Origin of the sequence: Mesorhizobium sp. C432A (genome assembly GCF_030323145.1) — a bacterium.
In the GTDB taxonomy this organism is placed as follows: Bacteria; Pseudomonadota; Alphaproteobacteria; order Rhizobiales; family Rhizobiaceae; genus Mesorhizobium.
Map to the genome: position 1 here is coordinate 5,035,149 of NZ_CP100470.1, position 16,471 is coordinate 5,051,619.

Consider the following 16,471-nt stretch of genomic DNA (forward strand, 5'->3'; position numbering starts at 1 on the left):
TCAGGCGTCCCTTCCGAACAGGCCGGCGGGGCGCAGGAGCAGCACGACCGCCATGATGACGAAGACGACGAGGTTCGACGCCTCGGGATAGAACACCTTGGTCAGGCCCTCGGCGAGGCCAAGCATATAGCCGGTGACGATGGCCCCGAGGATCGAACCCATGCCGCCGACCACGACGACGGCAAAGACGACGATGATGATATCGGAGCCCATCAGCGGACTGACTTGGTAGACGGGCGCGGCGAGAATACCGGCAAGGCCGGCGAGCGCCGCGCCGAGCCCATAGGTGAGCGTCAGCAGCAGCGGCACGTTGACGCCGAAGGCCTGCACCAGCTCGGGATTTTCGGTCGCGGCGCGCAGATAGGAGCCGAGCCTGGTCTTTTCGATCAGGAGCCAGGTGCCGATGCAGATAATGAGCGAGGCCACCACCACCCAGCCGCGATAGTTGGGCAGGAACATGAAGCCGAGATTGGTGCCGCCGGCAAGCTGCGCCGGAACGGCATAAGGGTTGCCCGACACGCCGTAGTAGAAACGGAACACGCCTTCGATGACCAGCGCCAGTCCGAAGGTGAACAGCAGCCCGTAGAGCGGATCCAGGCGGTAGAGCCGCGACAGCGCCACGCGCTCGACCGCCATGCCGAAGACGCCGACGATGAGCGGAACCAGGAGCAGCGCCGGCCAGTAGCCGATGCCGAGATGGACGAGCAGCAGGTAACCGATGAAGGCGCCGAGCATATAGAGTGCGCCATGGGCGAAATTGATGATCCGCAGCAGGCCGAAGATGACGGCCAGGCCGAGGCTCAGCATGGCGTAGAAGGAGCCGTTGATCAGCCCGACCAGCATCTGGCCGAGCAAGGCCTGGACGGGGATGCCGAAGATCATGGTCATGGCGCCGTCACCGAGGGTGTTGCAAGCGGGATGCGTCTGTGCGGCACGTACCCCCACCCGGACCTTCGGTCCGACCTCCCCACAAGGGGGAGGTAGGGCGGTGGCCCTCCACCCTCCCCCTTGTGGGGAGGGTCGCTGCGCAGCAGCGGGGTGGGGGTACTGCCGTGGGCTGTCGTCATCATACCCCCAACACCTCGTGCAGCTGTTGCGTGTGAGCGGCAAGCTCGCTTACGGCAAAACCCTCCACCACCTTGCCATGCTCCATCAGATAGAAGCGGTCGGCGATGCGCGCGGCGAAGCGGAAATTCTGCTCGACGAGCAGGATGGTCATGCCGCGCTTCTTCAAGGTTGCCAGCAGTTCGCCGATGCGCTGGACGATGACCGGCGCCAGGCCTTCGGTCGGTTCGTCGAGCAGCAGCATCTGCACGCCCGTCCGCAGGATGCGGGCGATGGCCAGCATCTGCTGTTCGCCGCCGGACAGTTTGGTGCCGGGGCTGTTGCGCCGCTCCTTGAGGTTGGGAAAGAGATCGAAGATCTCGTGGACGCTCATGCCGCCCTTGGCCACCACCGGCGGCAGGATCAGGTTCTCGTCGACGGTGAGCGTGGCGAAGATGCCGCGTTCCTCCGGCACGAAGCCGATGCCGCGATGGGCAACACGATGCAGCGGCAGGCGCATCAGGTCGCTGCCGTCGAAGGCGACGCTGCCGCTGCGCTTGCGGACCACCCCCATGATGGCGCGCAGCGTTGTGGTCTTGCCGACACCGTTGCGGCCGAGCAGCGTCACGGTCTCACCGCGAAAAACGTCGAGGTTGACGCCATGCAGCGCATGGCCCTCGCCATACCAGGCGTGGAGATCGCGCACGGCAAGCAGCGGCTCACTCATGCTCGGTCCCCCTGCTCGGTCCCCATGTAGGCGACCCTGACGCGCTCATCGTTGCTCACCGTCGCGTAGTCGCCGGCGGCGAGCACCTGGCCGCGCTGCATGACGGTGATCCAGTCGCAGAGGTCGGCGACGACGGTGAGATTGTGCTCGACCATCAGCACGGCGCGGTCCGTTGCCAGCGAGCGGATGATGCCGGAAATGACGCCGACATCCTCGTGCCCCATGCCGGCCATCGGCTCGTCGAGCAGCAGCACTTTCGGGTCGAGCGCCAGCGTGGTGGCGATCTCGAGCACGCGCTTCCTGCCATAGGAGAGATCGCCGGCCGGACGATGCGCGACATCGTCGAGACCGACGACGGCAAGCAGTTCGCGCGCCCGTGGAGTCAGTTGGTCAAGCGCGGCCAGCGAGCGCCAGAACTGGAAGCCGAGCCCGCTCGGCCGCTGCAAGGCGACGCGGACATTGTCGAGCACACTCAGATGCGGAAAGATCGCCGATATCTGGAACGAGCGGACGAGACCCATGCGCGCCACCCTGGCCGGCGCGGTGCGGGTGATGTCGTTGCCCAACAGTTCGATCCTGCCGCTGCTCGGCTGCAGGAACTTGGTCAAGAGGTTGAAGATCGTCGTCTTGCCGGCGCCGTTCGGCCCGATCAGCGCATGGATCTGGCCGTGATGGACGTCGAGGTCGACATTGTTGACGGCGACGAAACCGGCAAAGTCGCGCCGCAGGCCGCGGACGGAGAGCACCACCCGCGGCTTGATTTCGGCACCGTCCGGCTGGACGGCCACGGCTTGCACCAGCGTCACTTAGTGACGAGCGGGCAGCCGCTGTCTTCAGCCTTGATGAAGGCCTTGTCGCCCGGAATGGTCGCAAGGTAGGTGTAGTAATCCCAGTCCTTCTTGCTCTCCTCGGGCTTCTTGACCTGGTAGAGATACATGTCGTGCACCATCGAGCCGTCGGCCTGTACCTTGCCGTTGGCGTTGATGATGTCGTCGACGGGCATTTCATGGAGTTGCTTGGCGACCGCCTCGGTCTCGTCGGTGCCGGCCTTGTCGATGGCCTTGAGATATTGCAGCACCGCCGAATAGGTGCCGGCCTGGATCATGTTGGGCATGCGGTTGGTGCGCTTGAAGAAGCGCCCGGCGAAGTCGCGGCTCTTGTCGTCGCGGTCCCAGTAAAACCCTTCGGTGAGCACCACGCCCTGCGCCGCCTGCAGTCCGAGGCCGTGCACCTCGGCAAGCGTGAACAGAAGTGCTGCCAGCCGCTGGCCGCCGGCGACGATGCCGAACTCGGCCGCCTGCTTGATGGTATTGGAGGTGTCGAGGCCGGCATTGGCAAGGCCGATAACCTTGGCGCCGGAGGACTGCGCCTGCAGCAGGAAGGAGGAATAATCCGTCGATCCCAAGGGGTAACGCACCTCGCCCAGCACTTTGCCGCCGCTTGCCTCAACAACCTTTGAGGTCTGCTCCTTCAGCGAATAGCCGAAGGCATAGTCGACGGTGATGAAATACCAGCTGTCTCCGCCCTGCTGCACCAGCGCGCCGCCGGTGCCGACCGCCTGCGAGTGGGTATCGTAAGCCCAGTGGAAACCGTAGGGCGAGCATTGCTTGCCGGTCAGGTCGGCCGATGCCGCTCCGGTGACGATGTCGATCTTCTTCTTTTCCTTGGACAACCCCTGGACGGCGAGCGCCACTGAGGATGTCGTCAGTTCCATGATCGCGTCGACCTGCTCGGTGTCGTACCACTGGCGCGCAATGTTGGAGGCAATGTCGGGCTTGTTCTGGTGATCGGCGTTGACGATCTCGATCGGCGCGCCCTGCACCTTGCCGCCAAAATCCTCGACCGCCATCCTGGCGGCCTCGACCGACCATTCGCCGCCGAAATCGGCATAGACGCCCGACTGGTCGTTGAGGATGCCGATCTTGACCTTGCCGTCGGAAATTTCGCCGGCCGCCGCCGGCATCGCAGTCGCCGCAAGCAGCGCGGCTGAGACGAGATAGGATGCTTTCACAGGTGGTTCCTCCCTTGTGGCCGACGCCGGGAAACGCGGCGGCCTTGCAATGGTTCAACAGTTCCGTCCGGTTCTCGCTGAAATCCGGGCCAGCGCCCGTCACTTCTCCTCTTGGCAACCCCTCCGCCCTGGGTGCGCCGGGAACCGTAGCATCACATTTCGCGAGGCGAGAATGCTATTTTCGTAGCAGGCGTGCTAGCGCGGCCGCTACCAGTCGGGCTCAATTGGAGAGTCTTCGGAAAAGCCGCTCGGGCCAGGCAGAGAGAGCGTTGCGGCCGCAGCGTCCAGCAGTGCCCCCGGAAGCCCTTTGAGATGCTCGCTGTCCAGCGGAAGCGCAAGATAGCCCGTGGCAATGCGTGCAGCCGCTTCCGCCTGTTCACGATCTCTCATTGCCTTGACCGCAGACCGATCAGGCCGCGTGGCCAGCCAAGCCTTGTGCAGAGCGAACATTCGAGGGTCGACCGTCGGCATGCTTACGGGATAGCCACGCTCATCGATCGCCACAGCCTCCACCTTCGGGGCGTTGATGAGCCATTGCAGCCCCTTCATGGGTGCGCTGTCGAGGTCGTCGGCAAGCTGTGTAATCGAGGTAGTGGCGTTGTCCTTGAGGACATGTCTTGCCTGCGGACGGATCAGGTCGACCAGATAGCCATCACGGTTCGCTGCCCTGAAGGCCCGGGGCTGGAGCGGCTTGAAGGACCTGTCCACTTTACGCAACACGCCTATCAGGCCGGACTGGCTTACCCTCTCGCCGGTCACGAAGCTGATGCGACGTCGGGAATCGAAGAGCAGGTCGATGTCGCCGGTTGCCGTGAGACCGCTGGTGATCTGGACGCCCGCCAGAGCCTCGTAAGCGAACAGCGCATTCGTGCCGACGACCAGCAACTGCTTGCCCAGCAGGTCTGTTGCGGCGCACCGCCGCAATATCCGTGCGGCGATCGCCGGTACCCTGCCCAACCCCATTGCCACATTGACTTTCGCCAGGCCGTTCAGGCGATCGGCCAGACCTGCCAGCAGATCCTTGTTCTGCACCCTGCCCTCGGAAAACGCAGCGAACGCCTTCTCCGTCTGGCTGCTTTTCGGCCCGAGTGAATTCTCGACCTGCCGGACCTTCCGCAGCAGGTATTCAGCACCGCTGCGCTCAACCCAGCGCATGCTGCCTGCAAAGCGCCTTTGGCGCTGGTCATCAGCATGCTGCCAGGCCTCGTAGACCTGTTGCGTATCTATGAGTTGGCGCCGCTGCTCGCCGGTCAACTCTCTCAGCATCGTTTTCCACTCTTAAGCCAGGACCAAGTCAACATAGTGGAAAACTCTTGATTAACAATATGTTGCTATGTTTTTTCCACTATCGCAGCTATCATCTGCACGCCAAGTGGAAAATACTGTAAAAACAATAAGTTATATCCGAGAAAGGGAGGCCAGAACCTCACACGCGGGTTTTTAGCTGCGCGCACCATGGCAGCCGCTTGCCGTCGCCTCACCGCTTCTGCGGATAGATCGTCTCGCCGCGCTTCAGCATCTCGACAAAAGCCTCGATCTTCTTCCTGCGCCCCGCCTCCGTCTTCATGTTGTGCGTTCGAAACGCCAGCGCGAACCGGTTCTGGGCGGAAAGCTTTGCCAGCATCTCCTTCGCCTTCGGCTCGGCGTCGATGGCGGCCTGCAGATCGTCAGGGATCTTCATGTCCTTGCCTGAGGCATAGGCGCGGTCCCAGCGGCCGTCGGCCTTGGCCGCCTCGACCTGTTTCAGCCCGTGATCGGTCATGCGGCCCTCCTCGACCAGGCGGGCGACATTGTCGATGTTGATCTTGCTCCAGATGCTCTTCTTGCCGCGCGGCGTGTAGCGCTGCAGAAAGCTCTTGTCGTCGAGCGGCTTGCGTATGGCGTCGATCCAGCCGAAGCACAGCGCCACGTCGATGGCCTGCTTCGGCGTGATCGAGGCGAGGCCCGAGCCGACCTTGTGGACCTTGATCCAGACCTCGCTCTCGCCGGCATGATTTTCGCGCAGCCAGGCGTAAAAACTGTCGGGATCGGGGAATTCATGAACCTTGTCGGGATCGACCTTGAACGGCGCCATCATCACCTCGTTGTTGCCGGGCCGGCTGTATCGGCTGTCGATGCCAGTTTCCGTCAGCGGCGTCGATACCCCCTAGCCTATTGCGAGCCGGCTTGCGCCCAAGCCGGCGCTCATGGCAGTTTTCCGGCTGGTCGAGCCGGGCAAGGCAGACTGCAATTCGGGGGAAATGCCATGCGATCGATGTTACTCGGCCTCATCCTTCTGCTGCCGGCCTCTGCGCTCGCCGAACCCATCGAAACCCAGAAGATCATCACCGCGCTGACCGGCGACTTCAATGGGGACGGCGCCGCCGATCTGGCGATGATCGTCGAGAGCGAGCCCGAAGACGATACCATGGACATGCATTTCTTCCTGAGGGACAAAAAGTACAATTTTCTGAAACCCGCCGGCGTCGTGCATGAGCAGGTCTACGGCGAATGGAACGACTACGACCAGCCGCATTATGAGGGCTCCGGCATCGAACCGGAGTTGACCTTGCTGCCCAACGGCTCGATCAAGATCTATCTGCCGGGGCTGATCGGCCCCGGCGAGCGGACCGACATGACGCTGACCATCGCCTGGCGCAACGAGGCCTTCGTCGTCGCCGGCGTTGCCTATGACCATTACAAATACCAGTCCGTTGTCGTCTACAGCAGCTGCGACTACGACGTGCTAACCGGCAAGGGCAAAAGTATGCAGACGCAGGATGATGACAGCAAGGTGAACAGTATCGTGTCTGTCGAAGGCCAGGTCGTGCCCTTCGCGGAGTGGGACACGGGGACGCCTTTTAGGGTATGCGGGGATTGAGGGGTTGTGTGCGTCAAGTTCTGCAAAATGGGCGATCATGAAACTGGTCATGCGGCTTGGCGTAGAGCGAGCTTCTTGTGCTCGCGCAGATCATCCATGTTGATATAGCGGTTGGCCTCCATCCAGTTTTCGTTGGTTTCGACGGCCAGCGCCCTGACCAGGCGCAGGCAGCTTTCGGCGTTCGGGAAGATGCGCACGACATAGGTGCGCCGGCGGATTTCCTCGTTGAGCCGTTCAAGCATGTTGGTGGACTTGAGGTGCTTGTGATGCTGACGCGGCAGCCGGAAGAAAGTCAGCGTCTGTTCTATGGCTTCTTCCGCCCAGGTGGTCAGCCGCGGGTAGCGGGCGGACCATTTGGACAGCCACGCGGCGAGATCGGCCTTGGCCTCGGCGAGATCGCGCCGGTCGTAGAGCCAGCGCAGTTCCTGCAGACAATCGTCGCCGTGCTTCCTGGGCAGGTGATCGAGCGCGTTCCTGAGGAAGTGGACGTAGCAGCGCTGCCATGCTGCTTCCGGGATCACCTCGCCGATCGCCGCGACCAGGCCGGCATGGTCGTCGGACACGGCCAGTTCGACGCCCTTGAGACCGCGTCGTTTCAAGCCGACGAGGAAGTCCTTCCAGGCCGAGCGGCTCTCGCGATTGGCCATCTCCACGGCCAGGATCTGCCGGCGCCCGTCCCAGTCGATGCCGACCGCGATCAGCACCGCCTGGCTCATCACGATGCCGGCTTCGCGCACTTTCTCGTAGCGGGCATCGAGAATGAGGTAGGGGAATGGCTCCTGAAGCGGTCGTTCGGCAAACGCCTTCAGGCTCTCGTCCAAGCGCTTGTTGATGGCCGAGATCGACGAAGCCGAGAACGCATGACCGCACAGCTCTTCCGTGATCGCCTTGACCTTGCGGGTCGACACGCCCTGCACATACATCTCCGCAAGCGTCGCCACCAAGGCCCGCTCGGAACGCTGGTAGCGCTCGAACAGCTCGGTGGAGAAGTGACCCGCCCGGTCCTGTGGAACCCGCAGCTCAAGCTTGCCCACCCGGGTGACCAGGGTGCGGCCGTAGTAACCCGAGCGATACCCAAGGCGCTCAGGCGTGCGTTCGCCCTTCGAAGCACCCAGCGCCTCCTCCATCTCGGCCTCGAGAACCTCCTGCATTACCGCACGGATCACTTCGTGCAGCCCCTCCGGGTTCGAAAGCAGAATGTCTTTGACGGCAGCGCTGGTCGATTTACCTTCTGTCTTGGTCATGGTGGCGTTCCTTCCAGGAATCGGTGACGTTGAACATCACCAGCCTGCCATGACCGCCCTCTCTCAGCGAATTTGCAGAACTCTCAGCACACTACCGATTGAGGGGGCAGCCAATCTCCCCCCTCGTGGGGGAGATGGCCGGCAGGGGGGCCGCTGTCCCGCCAACGCACCGGCCAGTGTCAGCCACGTTTATCCCGCGATTCTTGTCAGAAAACAGATCGAGAGGCCGCGATCCTTCGCGCCCCCCTCTGCCCTGCCGGGCATCTCCCCCACTTGGGGGGAGATTGGCCTTCACTGCAGATGCGGTTTCTTCAAAAAGCTGTTTCGGTCGGCGGATTTCACTCGCAGCCAAGTCTCACGACCGTCACGCACGACCCTGAGAGGAATCTCCGAACCCGCCGGATTCTGCCATAGCTTGCGGTAGAAATCGGCGAGACCGTCGACCTCGCCATCGCGCACGTCGGAGATGATGTCGCCCTGGCGCAGGCCGGCCTTGGCGGCGGGGCCGCCTTCGGCGACGCTCATCACCACGACCGCACCGTTCGACTCGGCCGAGAAGGCGCCGAGCCATGGGCGTGGCGGCTTCGCCACCTGGCCGCGCGTCAGCAGATCGTCGAGGATCGGGGTCAGAAGGTTGATCGGCACGACCATGTTGATGTCAGCGACCTCGCCGTTGCGGCTCATCTGCAAAAGCAGCGAACCGATGCCGAGCAGCCTGCCATCCTGGCCGATGAGTGCCGCGCCGCCCCAGGACGGGTGCGCCGGGGCAATGAAGATCGCCTCGTCAAGCAGATATTCCCAATAGCCGGCGAATTCCTGCTTGGTGACGATGTGCGCCTTGACCGAGCGGCCGGTGCCGTCGGCAAAGACCACGGGGTCGCCGATATTGGCCTTTGACGCGTCGCCCAGCGCCACCGCCGGCAGGCCGAGCGGCGCCAGCGCCTGCACCAGGCCGAAGCCTGTCTCCTGGTCATAGGCCAGCGCATGTGCCGGCACGACGCGGCCGTCCTGGTCGGTCAGCCAGACCTCCTCGGCCTCGGTGATGAGATAGCCTATGGTGAGCACCAGCCCGTCGCCGCGGATAACGACGCCGCTGCCTTCGCGGCGCGTGCCCAAGGCATTGGCCGTGAAGGCATCGTCAGGAACCATGGCGCGCACGCCAACGACGGAGCGCAAGAGCGGGGAAACGGGATCGATCGGCATGCTTTCACCCTGGCAGATATTCGTGGGCAGTATCCTCTATAGGTATGCCGCGCTGCACAGGGCGCAAGGGCTTAGGCAACAAGGCAATCATTTCAGAGGCTGGCGCTGCTCCTCATCCGCCTGCCGGCACCTTCTCCCCGTATAGCGACGGGGAGAAGGGAGATGGCCGCAACATCGGCGCTCTTGGCAACGCTGGCAATTGGGGAAATCAGTAGGCGACAGCGTCCTTCTCCCCGTCACTATACGGGGAGAAGTGCCCGGTGTCCGAACCGGATAGATAGGTAACAGAATGGACCGATAGCATGGGTGACAGTTTTCTTGTCCGCCGGAGGACCGGCGATGGTTTGGCGAGAGACTGGCATCATGGACGAGCGGCTACGGTTTGTTGTGGAGTGTCTTTCTGGGGATGAGACGATGGTTGCGCTTTGTGCGGCCTACGGGATCTCACGCAAGAACGGCTACAAATGGCTAGGACGCTATCGGACGTTTGGGCCTGAGGGTTTGCACGACCTGCCGCGAGCCCCGCTCAATCATGGCCGGGCGACAGCTCAGGATCTGGTTGAGCGGATTGTGGCGGCCAAGGAGCTGCATCCGCTTTGGGGTCCAAAGAAGATCGTGGCACGGCTCAGGCGCACGGCTCCCGAGTTCATGTGGCCTTCAGCCTCGACGGTCGGCGCGATCCTTGCGCGGCATGGGCTTGTCCGCGCCCGCAAGCGACCCCGCCTGCGGGCCTGCGGCAATGGACCCTGGCCACAGCCGCAAGAACCGAACGCGGTGTGGACTGGCGATCACAAGGGCTGGTTCCGGACCCGCGACGGCTGGCGTTGCGAACCCTTGACGGTGATGGATGCGTCGAGCCGCTACCTCCTGGCGCTCGAAGCGACGGGATCGACGGCCGATAGCGAAGCCTGGCCGGTGTTCGAACGGCTGTTTGAAGAGCATGGCCTGCCGGATCGCTTCAGAAGCGACAATGGCCCGCCCTTCGCATCGGCCGGCGTCACCGGGCTGACGCCGCTTGTCGTGCGCTTCATCAAGCTCGGCATCACCTTGGAGCGGATCGCACCCGGCAGGCCACAGCAGAACGGACGTCACGAGCGCTTTCACCTGACCATGCTGCCGATGGCCGAGGCACCGGAAGCCGACCGAACGGCACAGGGCCAGGCCTTCGAGACCTTCCGCCAAAGCTACAATGAGGAACGTCCCCATGAGGCGCTGGGCATGGATACGCCCGCCCAGCACTACCGGTCCTCACAGCGCGCCATGCCCAGGACACCACCCGAGCCCGTCTATCCGGCCGAGGCCTCGGTCCGCCGCGTGCGCCACAATGGCGAGATCCGATGGAATGGCGGCTTCATATATGTCTCGCAAGCGCTGGCGGGCGAACCGGTCGCTGCGTTGGAGACCGAAGACGGACAATGGACACTCTCATTCCATGCCCACCCGCTCGGCATCATCGACACACGGCACATGAAGCTTGCCCGCCGCAGCGCCGCGCCAACCAATCCGCTTGGCGCTGCGGCGGACGCATAGGGGGAGAGAAGTGTCACCTATGTATCCGGTTCAAAGTGTTACCCATCTATCGGCTGGACACCGGCAGGGCGATGAGGGGCGGCGCCGACATCGATAATAGTTCAACACAAGTTGAACCTTTCTGAATTGCACCTATGTGTTCCCGTATCTAGGTTCCGCCGACTTTTCCGCCATCAGTCTCGCGCCGTCGCGCAAGTCGTTTCGCCCGCCAAACCAAGGAATTTCCCGCATGACCGAATACACCCCGCCGAAAGTCTGGAGCTGGAAGAAAGCCAATGGCGGTACGTTCGCCAGCATCAACCGGCCTATTGCCGGTCCGACGCATGACAAGGTGCTGCCGGTCGGCAAGCATCCGCTGCAGCTCTATTCGCTGGCGACGCCGAATGGGGTCAAAGTGACTGTCATGCTGGAGGAGCTTCTGGCGCTCGGCCACAAGGGCGCCGAATACGACGCCTGGCTGATCCGCATCAACGATGGCGACCAGTTCGGCTCGGGCTTTGTCGAGGTCAACCCCAACTCCAAGATCCCGGCGCTGCTCGACCGCAGCGGCAAGACGCCTGTCCGCGTCTTCGAGTCCGGCTCGATCCTGCTTTATCTCGCGGAAAAGTTCGGCGAGTTCCTGCCGACCGAACAGCCGGCGCGCGCGGAAACCTTGTCCTGGCTGTTCTGGCAGATGGGTTCGGCGCCCTATCTCGGCGGCGGCTTCGGCCATTTCTACGCCTATGCGCCCGAAAAAATCGAATACGCCATCGACCGCTTCGCCATGGAGACCAAGCGCCAGCTCGACGTGCTCGACCGGCGGCTGGCGGAGACTGAATATCTCGGCGGCGCCTTCTATTCGATCGCCGACATGGCGGTATGGCCCTGGTATGGCGGCCTTGCGCTCGGCCGCATGTACAATGATTCCGCCGAATTCCTGTCGGTGCAGGACTACGAGCACGTACAACGCTGGGCCAAGGCGATCGACGCCCGCCCGACGGTGCAGCGCGGCCGCATGGTCAACCGCGCCTTCGGCGACCCGGCCATGCAACTGCACGAGCGCCACGACGCCAGCGATTTCGAGACGAAGACGCAGGATAAATTGGTGGTGGCGGAGTGAGCTAATCTCCCCCCTTGAGGGGGAGATGGCCGGCAGGCCAGAGGGGGTCGGCTCGACTGGGCGCGACCTCCTGCGACTGATGAAGGTTAGCGCTCCACGCGCGGCGACCCCCTCTGTCGCCTTCGGCGACATCTCCCCCTCGAGGGGGGAGATTAGCCCATCAATTTCGCCAGCCTCGGCACGCCTTCACCCACGGCGCGTTCATCTGCGAGCGTAAAGCTCATCCGCATCGTGTTGCGGCCCGAACCGTCGGCGTAGAATGCGTTGCCCGGCACGAACGCCACGCGGGCTTCCTTGACCGAGCGGGCGAGCAGCGCGGTGGCATCCGAACCCTCAGGCAACGTCAGCCAGACGAACATGCCGCCTTCCGGTCGGCTCCAGCTGACGCCATCCGGCATTTCCGCTTCGAGTGCCGCAAGCAAGCCGTCGCGGCGCTGGCGATAGGCGCCGATCAGCTTTTCCACCTGGCCGTCATACACGGCCTCGGAGACGCGGTGCATGACCAGCTGGTTGATCGACGGGCTGTGCAGGTCCGACGCCTGCTTCATCAGCACCAGCCGCTCGACGACGCGGCGCGGCGCGCAGACCCAGCCGACGCGCATGCCCGGTGACAGGATTTTCGAGAACGAGCCGCAATAGAGCGTGCGGGCGTTTTCGATGCCGCCGGAGCGTTCGCAGTCGAGCGCCAGGATCGGCGGCTGGCCCTCGCCGTCATAGCGCAGCGCGCGATAGGCGGCGTCCTCGATGATAGCAATGTCGAGCTCGTCGGCGAGGTCAAGCACCGCCTCGCGCTGCTGGCGGTTCAGCGTCTCGCCGGTCGGGTTGGCGAAATCGGGCACCAGATAGGCGAATTTCACCTTGCCGCCTGCAGCGGCAGCAGCGGCCTGGTAGGCGGCAGGCGTCATGTTGCCGCCGTCCGGCGTCAGCCGGTCGTAGCGCGGTTCGTAGGCGTTGAAGGCCTGCAGCGCGCCGAGATAGGTCGGCCATGTTACCAGTGCTGTGTCGCCGGGCGACAGGAAAAGCTTGCCGAGATAATCCAGCGCCTGCTGCGAGCCGGAGGTGATGAAGATGTTGTGCTCGTCGCAGGCAATGCCGAGCTTGCCCATCTGGCCGGCCAGCCATTTTCTGAGCGGCAGATAGCCTTCGGAGACCTGATACTGAAGTGCTGCGCTCGCCTCCGCACCGCCCAGCACCGAGGCATAGGCATCGGCGATCGCCTGGGCCGGAAACAAGGCCGGATCGGGGATGCCGCCGGCAAAGGAGATGATGTCGGGCTGGTCGAGCAGTTTGAGCAGCTCGCGGATTTCCGACGCCTTCATGCGCGAGGCGCGCGACGCCAACAGGTCCATCAAACTCACGAGCCCACCTCCCGGGATACGGCATCTGGTCCAGCATGACCGTTCTGGCCATGCGATTTAGGTCAATCTGACTGACCTATTATCAGGCTCCCTCACCCGCTGGAATAGCCAAACCCTCATTCCGCGTGGCCCAGACGAAAAAGCAAACACATTTCTGCCCTGGACAGGGAAAATTGTTGCGCGCCGAGGGGCGCGGATGCAACCTCATTCCGAGCGGACCGGCATAAAAAGAAAAGCGGTCTCAACAAGGGGGGGTTAAAATGACGCTTGAGCTCATCGGGGCCGGATTCGGCCGCACCGGCACATGGTCGACCTTTGCCGCGCTGAACAGGCTGGGCCTTCCCAGCTATCACATGCAGGAAGTCATCCTCAACAAGGCCAACAAGGGCCATCTCGACTTCTGGCGCAAGGTGGCCAACAGCCCGCCCGGCAGCCAGCACGACTGGACCAGAGTCTTTGCCAATTACAAGGCGACGGTCGACAATCCGGGATGCTGCGTGTGGCGCGAATTGATGGCCGCCTATCCCGACGCCAAGGTGCTGCTCACCCTGCATCCGCGCGGCGCCGAGGCCTGGTACGACAGCACCATCGACACCATCCACTTCACCGAGACATTGTGGCAGTTCAAGGTGCTGGAATGGCTGACGCCGTTCGGCCGCAAATTCGGCGACATGTCGCACAGGCTGATCTGGGGCCGCACGCTTGCCGGCGTGATGGACGACCGCGCCAAGGCGGTGGCGCGCTACAACGCCTATACCGAGGAGGTGATAGCGGCCGTGCCGCCGGAGAAGCTTCTGGTGTTCAAGGTCAGCGATGGCTGGGCGCCGCTCTGCGGCTTCCTCGGCGTGGCGCTGCCCAACGAGCCTTTCCCCAACCTCAACGACCGCGAAAGCGTGAAGAAGATCATCCGCGACATCATCAAGGGCAGCTACATCATGCTGGGGCTGTCGGTGGCGGCGGTGCTTGCGGCGGTCGCGGCGCTGTGGTGGTGGCTGGGGTAGCCGCCGGACCGTCAGAATATTGCTACTTGCGCGTGATCCAGCCGAGCAGATCCGGCTCGACGTCTTCGTGGTCGGTCAGGTCGCGAACCAGGGAGGCGGCGAGCGCGCGCCACCGCTTTTCCGGGACATTGTCTTCCATCACCGATTTGATGAAGGCGGCGCGCAGGATGGCGCAATCGAAGGCGGATACATCGAAAAGCAGTTCTGCCATTTCGGTTTTCCCCGTTCACATCGGGCGCGCGAGCCTGTCGAAGTCTCAGGCGCCAGCGCCCCATACAATGGTCGACGACAGCGGATTCATACTCTTGCCGAACCAAGGTTCAACACAATTCGATTGTACGGTTTTTACCAAGCGATTGCGGTTCGTTGCCCGCTTTTGCGCCGATGCTAGATTTGCCGGGCGGCCTCTCCCCAGATGGCCGCAAATGGCCGGCGCGGCTCTGGCAACATGCTTTCACCGGCATTCGCGTCGGCCATTTCCAGCCCGTGCCAGGCTCAGCCCAGCAGCCGTTCGTATTCGGCCTCGGCCTGGCCGTAGAAACCATCGGCGACGGCGATCAGGCCATCCCGGTCGCGAATGACGATCTCGCCGCGCCGCGACCGGATCAGGCCGCGCCCTTCCAGGATCTGCAGGCCGATGGTGACGCCCGGACGCCTGACGCCGAGCATGACGGACAGGAACTCATGCGTGATCTGGATCTGATGGCCGACCACCCTGTCGTCACACATCAGGAGCCATCGGGCCAGCCGATCCTCGAGCTTGGCGCGGGCATTGCTCAGCGCAGTGGATTTGGTCTGGCCGTGCAGATAATGGGCATAGCGCAGCAGGAAGGCGCGAAGCGTCGGGCTTTTCTGCAACGCTGCCTTGAACGGCTCGGAATCGATGCACACCGCCTCGCCCGGCATTTGCATGTAGCAATCATGGGGCGCCCAGTCGGCGCCCATCACCAGAGCGGAGCCCGACATGCCTTCGTGGCCGATGATGCCGACCTCGGTGTCCAGGCCCGGCCGGTTCCTCGCCACCACCGAGGCCAGGCCGCTTTCCAGGAAGCATACCGAGGCGACCGGCTCGCCCGCCATTTCGAGCGGGGCTTTGAGATCGAGCACACGATGGTGCAAATGCGGCGCAAGCAGTGCGAAGTCGGCCGGGTTCATGCGGCGCAAAAGGCCGCTTTTCTCCTTGCTGACCGACTGGTCCATCGCTCTCTCCCCAAGGGCAAGAGCACATGTCATCTCCCAGCCGTCGGCGCCCTGCCCAAATGCAAACGGTCATTGGACGATAGCTGACTCGGATTCAGCCATTGTACTTCGTACAAAACCGACAAATCAGGGGCGACGCCCCATGGATCAATCCAGCAGCTTTCCTGGATCAGCGCTTCGGGCGGTCAGCCGCAACCATGCGCGCTTCGCGCACGATGGACGAGCGATCGTTGCCGATCAGCGATGCGATCTCTTGTATCTGCTGCTCGGAGGCCCCGGTTTCCCGCGCCAAGGCCGCGAGCGCCTCGGCGCTCAGACCGGACTGTCTCGGTTGCTCCGCCATGGCTCCAATGCCTCCTGTCGGGGCAGGAGTGCGATGGTCGCTCCCAAGCGTCAGCGCCCATTGATGTGGCCGACGATGCTGCACTGTACGCTTCCGAACAATCGATGGCGAGCGATATATTAGCGACGCTGGATGCGGCCCTAGAACGGCAGCCTTATCTCATCGATCGACCTCGACTCCGTCCAGCCAATGTCCTTCTGGATCTCCGTCGGCAGCGCGTTCAGTGCGCGCACGGTCTTCCTGTGCTTGCTGGCGCGCGCCAGGGCAGCACGAATTCTGCTGAGACTTTCAAACATCGGTTACCTCCATGCAGCAGCAGAGCGCTGCCTTAGGCCCGCTCTTGCGCCGCCTCTGTAACCGATCGATTGCGCGGCAACGGTGAAGCGCTTCACAAACCGATGCCGCCCAGAAACATTTGTATACAAATTAGTTGCGTTCCCGCGGTGGCGTGATCCGACCTATGGCAGGGCGATCGCATATGGCGCTCCCTCGGGTTCGGCGACCCACCTTCCCTTCGTCGGCGCAAGGCGATCACATATGAGTTCTTACGAAGAGGACCCCCACCCTAACCCTCCCCACAAGGGGGAGGGAACGCTGCCGCAAGCCACCCTTTCTGGCGTGGAACCCAGGCGATTTGCGGCGATCAGCGCCTACCAAGTCTCCCTCCCCCTTGTGGGGAGGGATTAAGGGTGGGGGTATTCGTAGAGCGCAAACCTGTCATATTCGATTGCCCCGCTCCGCGGACGGAGAGGAAATGCCAATCACCGAGGTCGCGGCCTTGATGGGCCTGGGTTTCCTCTCCCCATGGACATGGGGGAGGTGGCCGCGGCGGACGGAGTGGGGCTGGCGCC

17 protein-coding genes are annotated in these 16,471 nt (G+C 63.2%); 4 read left to right on the plus strand and 13 right to left on the minus strand.

What is annotated here, in order from left to right; translation table 11 throughout:
* The 6 genes from NLY33_RS24735 to NLY33_RS24760 form a co-directional block, all read right to left on the minus strand.
* A complete protein-coding gene (locus NLY33_RS24735) occupies window positions 1-888 on the minus strand; it encodes a branched-chain amino acid ABC transporter permease (protein ID WP_023671423.1) in 888 nt (295 codons plus the stop codon).
* Between the two features lie 178 nt (window positions 889-1,066).
* Window positions 1,067-1,771: an ABC transporter ATP-binding protein gene (locus tag NLY33_RS24740; protein WP_023707119.1), complete on the minus strand. Its 705-nt coding sequence runs from the start codon at window positions 1,769-1,771 to the stop codon at window positions 1,067-1,069.
* Window positions 1,768-2,559 (minus strand): ABC transporter ATP-binding protein, encoded by a 792-nt coding sequence (locus tag NLY33_RS24745; RefSeq protein WP_286439222.1) that lies wholly within the window; start codon window positions 2,557-2,559, stop codon window positions 1,768-1,770. The genes NLY33_RS24740 and NLY33_RS24745 overlap by 4 nt, the downstream gene beginning before the upstream one ends.
* Window positions 2,560-2,573: 14 nt before the next feature.
* On the minus strand, window positions 2,574-3,782 hold the full coding sequence (locus NLY33_RS24750; RefSeq protein ID WP_023707116.1) for an ABC transporter substrate-binding protein: 1,209 nt from the start codon (window positions 3,780-3,782) through the stop codon (window positions 2,574-2,576).
* 207 nt (window positions 3,783-3,989) lie between these two features.
* Entirely contained in the window at window positions 3,990-5,048 is a 1,059-nt protein-coding gene (locus NLY33_RS24755; RefSeq protein WP_023708554.1) for a GSU2403 family nucleotidyltransferase fold protein, read from the minus strand.
* A 211-nt stretch (window positions 5,049-5,259) separates the two neighbouring features.
* Window positions 5,260-5,856, minus strand: a complete 597-nt coding sequence (locus NLY33_RS24760; protein ID WP_023709699.1) for a YdeI/OmpD-associated family protein — start codon at window positions 5,854-5,856, stop codon at window positions 5,260-5,262.
* Window positions 5,857-6,027: 171 nt separating this feature from the next.
* Between NLY33_RS24760 and NLY33_RS24765 the strand changes: the two genes are divergently transcribed.
* The gene (locus tag NLY33_RS24765) at window positions 6,028-6,642 is read left to right on the plus strand and encodes a hypothetical protein (RefSeq protein WP_023707113.1); all 615 of its coding nucleotides are present in this window, start codon (window positions 6,028-6,030) and stop codon (window positions 6,640-6,642) included.
* 47 nt (window positions 6,643-6,689) lie between these two features.
* On the opposite strand, the gene NLY33_RS24770 is transcribed toward NLY33_RS24765, so the two are convergent.
* Together NLY33_RS24770 and NLY33_RS24775 are read right to left on the minus strand one after the other, a co-directional pair.
* Window positions 6,690-7,886, minus strand: a complete 1,197-nt coding sequence (locus NLY33_RS24770; protein ID WP_023700062.1) for an IS256 family transposase — start codon at window positions 7,884-7,886, stop codon at window positions 6,690-6,692.
* A gap of 291 nt (window positions 7,887-8,177) precedes the next feature.
* The gene (locus NLY33_RS24775) at window positions 8,178-9,089 is read right to left on the minus strand and encodes a S1C family serine protease (protein WP_023707112.1); all 912 of its coding nucleotides are present in this window, start codon (window positions 9,087-9,089) and stop codon (window positions 8,178-8,180) included.
* A gap of 339 nt (window positions 9,090-9,428) precedes the next feature.
* Between NLY33_RS24775 and NLY33_RS24780 the strand changes: the two genes are divergently transcribed.
* Together NLY33_RS24780 and yghU are read left to right on the plus strand one after the other, a co-directional pair.
* Window positions 9,429-10,619 (plus strand): integrase core domain-containing protein, encoded by a 1,191-nt coding sequence (locus NLY33_RS24780; protein WP_286439223.1) that lies wholly within the window; start codon window positions 9,429-9,431, stop codon window positions 10,617-10,619.
* A gap of 229 nt (window positions 10,620-10,848) precedes the next feature.
* Window positions 10,849-11,718, plus strand: a complete 870-nt coding sequence (gene yghU / locus NLY33_RS24785; RefSeq protein ID WP_023693764.1) for a glutathione-dependent disulfide-bond oxidoreductase — start codon at window positions 10,849-10,851, stop codon at window positions 11,716-11,718.
* A gap of 152 nt (window positions 11,719-11,870) precedes the next feature.
* On the opposite strand, the gene NLY33_RS24790 is transcribed toward yghU, so the two are convergent.
* Complete coding sequence (locus NLY33_RS24790) at window positions 11,871-13,067, minus strand: aminotransferase-like domain-containing protein (protein ID WP_023708936.1); 1,197 nt, start codon at window positions 13,065-13,067, stop codon at window positions 11,871-11,873.
* Window positions 13,068-13,336: 269 nt separating this feature from the next.
* Between NLY33_RS24790 and NLY33_RS24795 the strand changes: the two genes are divergently transcribed.
* Window positions 13,337-14,077, plus strand: coding sequence for a sulfotransferase family protein (locus tag NLY33_RS24795; RefSeq protein ID WP_023697773.1), 741 nt, complete (start codon window positions 13,337-13,339; stop codon window positions 14,075-14,077).
* Between the two features lie 22 nt (window positions 14,078-14,099).
* Here the strand turns inward: NLY33_RS24795 and NLY33_RS24800 are convergent, their stop codons facing one another.
* From NLY33_RS24800 to NLY33_RS24815, 4 genes are all read right to left on the minus strand, one after another.
* Complete coding sequence (locus tag NLY33_RS24800; protein WP_023671412.1) at window positions 14,100-14,288, minus strand: hypothetical protein; 189 nt, start codon at window positions 14,286-14,288, stop codon at window positions 14,100-14,102.
* Between the two features lie 284 nt (window positions 14,289-14,572).
* Window positions 14,573-15,277 (minus strand): Crp/Fnr family transcriptional regulator, encoded by a 705-nt coding sequence (locus NLY33_RS24805; RefSeq protein WP_023685922.1) that lies wholly within the window; start codon window positions 15,275-15,277, stop codon window positions 14,573-14,575.
* Between the two features lie 169 nt (window positions 15,278-15,446).
* Window positions 15,447-15,620 (minus strand): hypothetical protein, encoded by a 174-nt coding sequence (locus tag NLY33_RS24810; protein WP_023689840.1) that lies wholly within the window; start codon window positions 15,618-15,620, stop codon window positions 15,447-15,449.
* Between the two features lie 140 nt (window positions 15,621-15,760).
* Window positions 15,761-15,916 carry a DUF1127 domain-containing protein gene (locus NLY33_RS24815; RefSeq protein WP_023671409.1) on the minus strand — a complete coding sequence of 52 codons (156 nt, stop codon included), beginning with the start codon at window positions 15,914-15,916 and terminating at the stop codon, window positions 15,761-15,763.
* Between the last annotated feature and the right edge of the window lie 555 nt (window positions 15,917-16,471).

Bases quoted from the DNA above. Each gene is read 5' to 3' on its own strand.
- NLY33_RS24815 (WP_023671409.1), bottom strand. From the start codon at position 15,916: ATGTTTGAAAGTCTCAGCAGAATTCGTGCTGCCCTGGCGCGCGCCAGC.
- NLY33_RS24775 (WP_023707112.1), bottom strand. From the start codon at position 9,089: ATGCCGATCGATCCCGTTTCCCCGCTCTTGCGCTCCGTCGTTGGCGTG.
- NLY33_RS24765 (WP_023707113.1), top strand. From the start codon at position 6,028: ATGCGATCGATGTTACTCGGCCTCATCCTTCTGCTGCCGGCCTCTGCG.
- NLY33_RS24755 (WP_023708554.1), bottom strand. From the start codon at position 5,048: ATGCTGAGAGAGTTGACCGGCGAGCAGCGGCGCCAACTCATAGATACG.
- NLY33_RS24800 (WP_023671412.1), bottom strand. From the start codon at position 14,288: ATGGCAGAACTGCTTTTCGATGTATCCGCCTTCGATTGCGCCATCCTG.
- NLY33_RS24810 (WP_023689840.1), bottom strand. From the start codon at position 15,620: ATGGCGGAGCAACCGAGACAGTCCGGTCTGAGCGCCGAGGCGCTCGCG.
- NLY33_RS24740 (WP_023707119.1), bottom strand. From the start codon at position 1,771: ATGAGTGAGCCGCTGCTTGCCGTGCGCGATCTCCACGCCTGGTATGGC.
- NLY33_RS24790 (WP_023708936.1), bottom strand. From the start codon at position 13,067: ATGGACCTGTTGGCGTCGCGCGCCTCGCGCATGAAGGCGTCGGAAATC.
- NLY33_RS24735 (WP_023671423.1), bottom strand. From the start codon at position 888: ATGACCATGATCTTCGGCATCCCCGTCCAGGCCTTGCTCGGCCAGATG.
- NLY33_RS24770 (WP_023700062.1), bottom strand. From the start codon at position 7,886: ATGACCAAGACAGAAGGTAAATCGACCAGCGCTGCCGTCAAAGACATT.
- NLY33_RS24760 (WP_023709699.1), bottom strand. From the start codon at position 5,856: ATGGCGCCGTTCAAGGTCGATCCCGACAAGGTTCATGAATTCCCCGAT.
- NLY33_RS24780 (WP_286439223.1), top strand. From the start codon at position 9,429: ATGGTTTGGCGAGAGACTGGCATCATGGACGAGCGGCTACGGTTTGTT.
- NLY33_RS24795 (WP_023697773.1), top strand. From the start codon at position 13,337: ATGACGCTTGAGCTCATCGGGGCCGGATTCGGCCGCACCGGCACATGG.
- yghU (WP_023693764.1), top strand. From the start codon at position 10,849: ATGACCGAATACACCCCGCCGAAAGTCTGGAGCTGGAAGAAAGCCAAT.
- NLY33_RS24805 (WP_023685922.1), bottom strand. From the start codon at position 15,277: ATGGACCAGTCGGTCAGCAAGGAGAAAAGCGGCCTTTTGCGCCGCATG.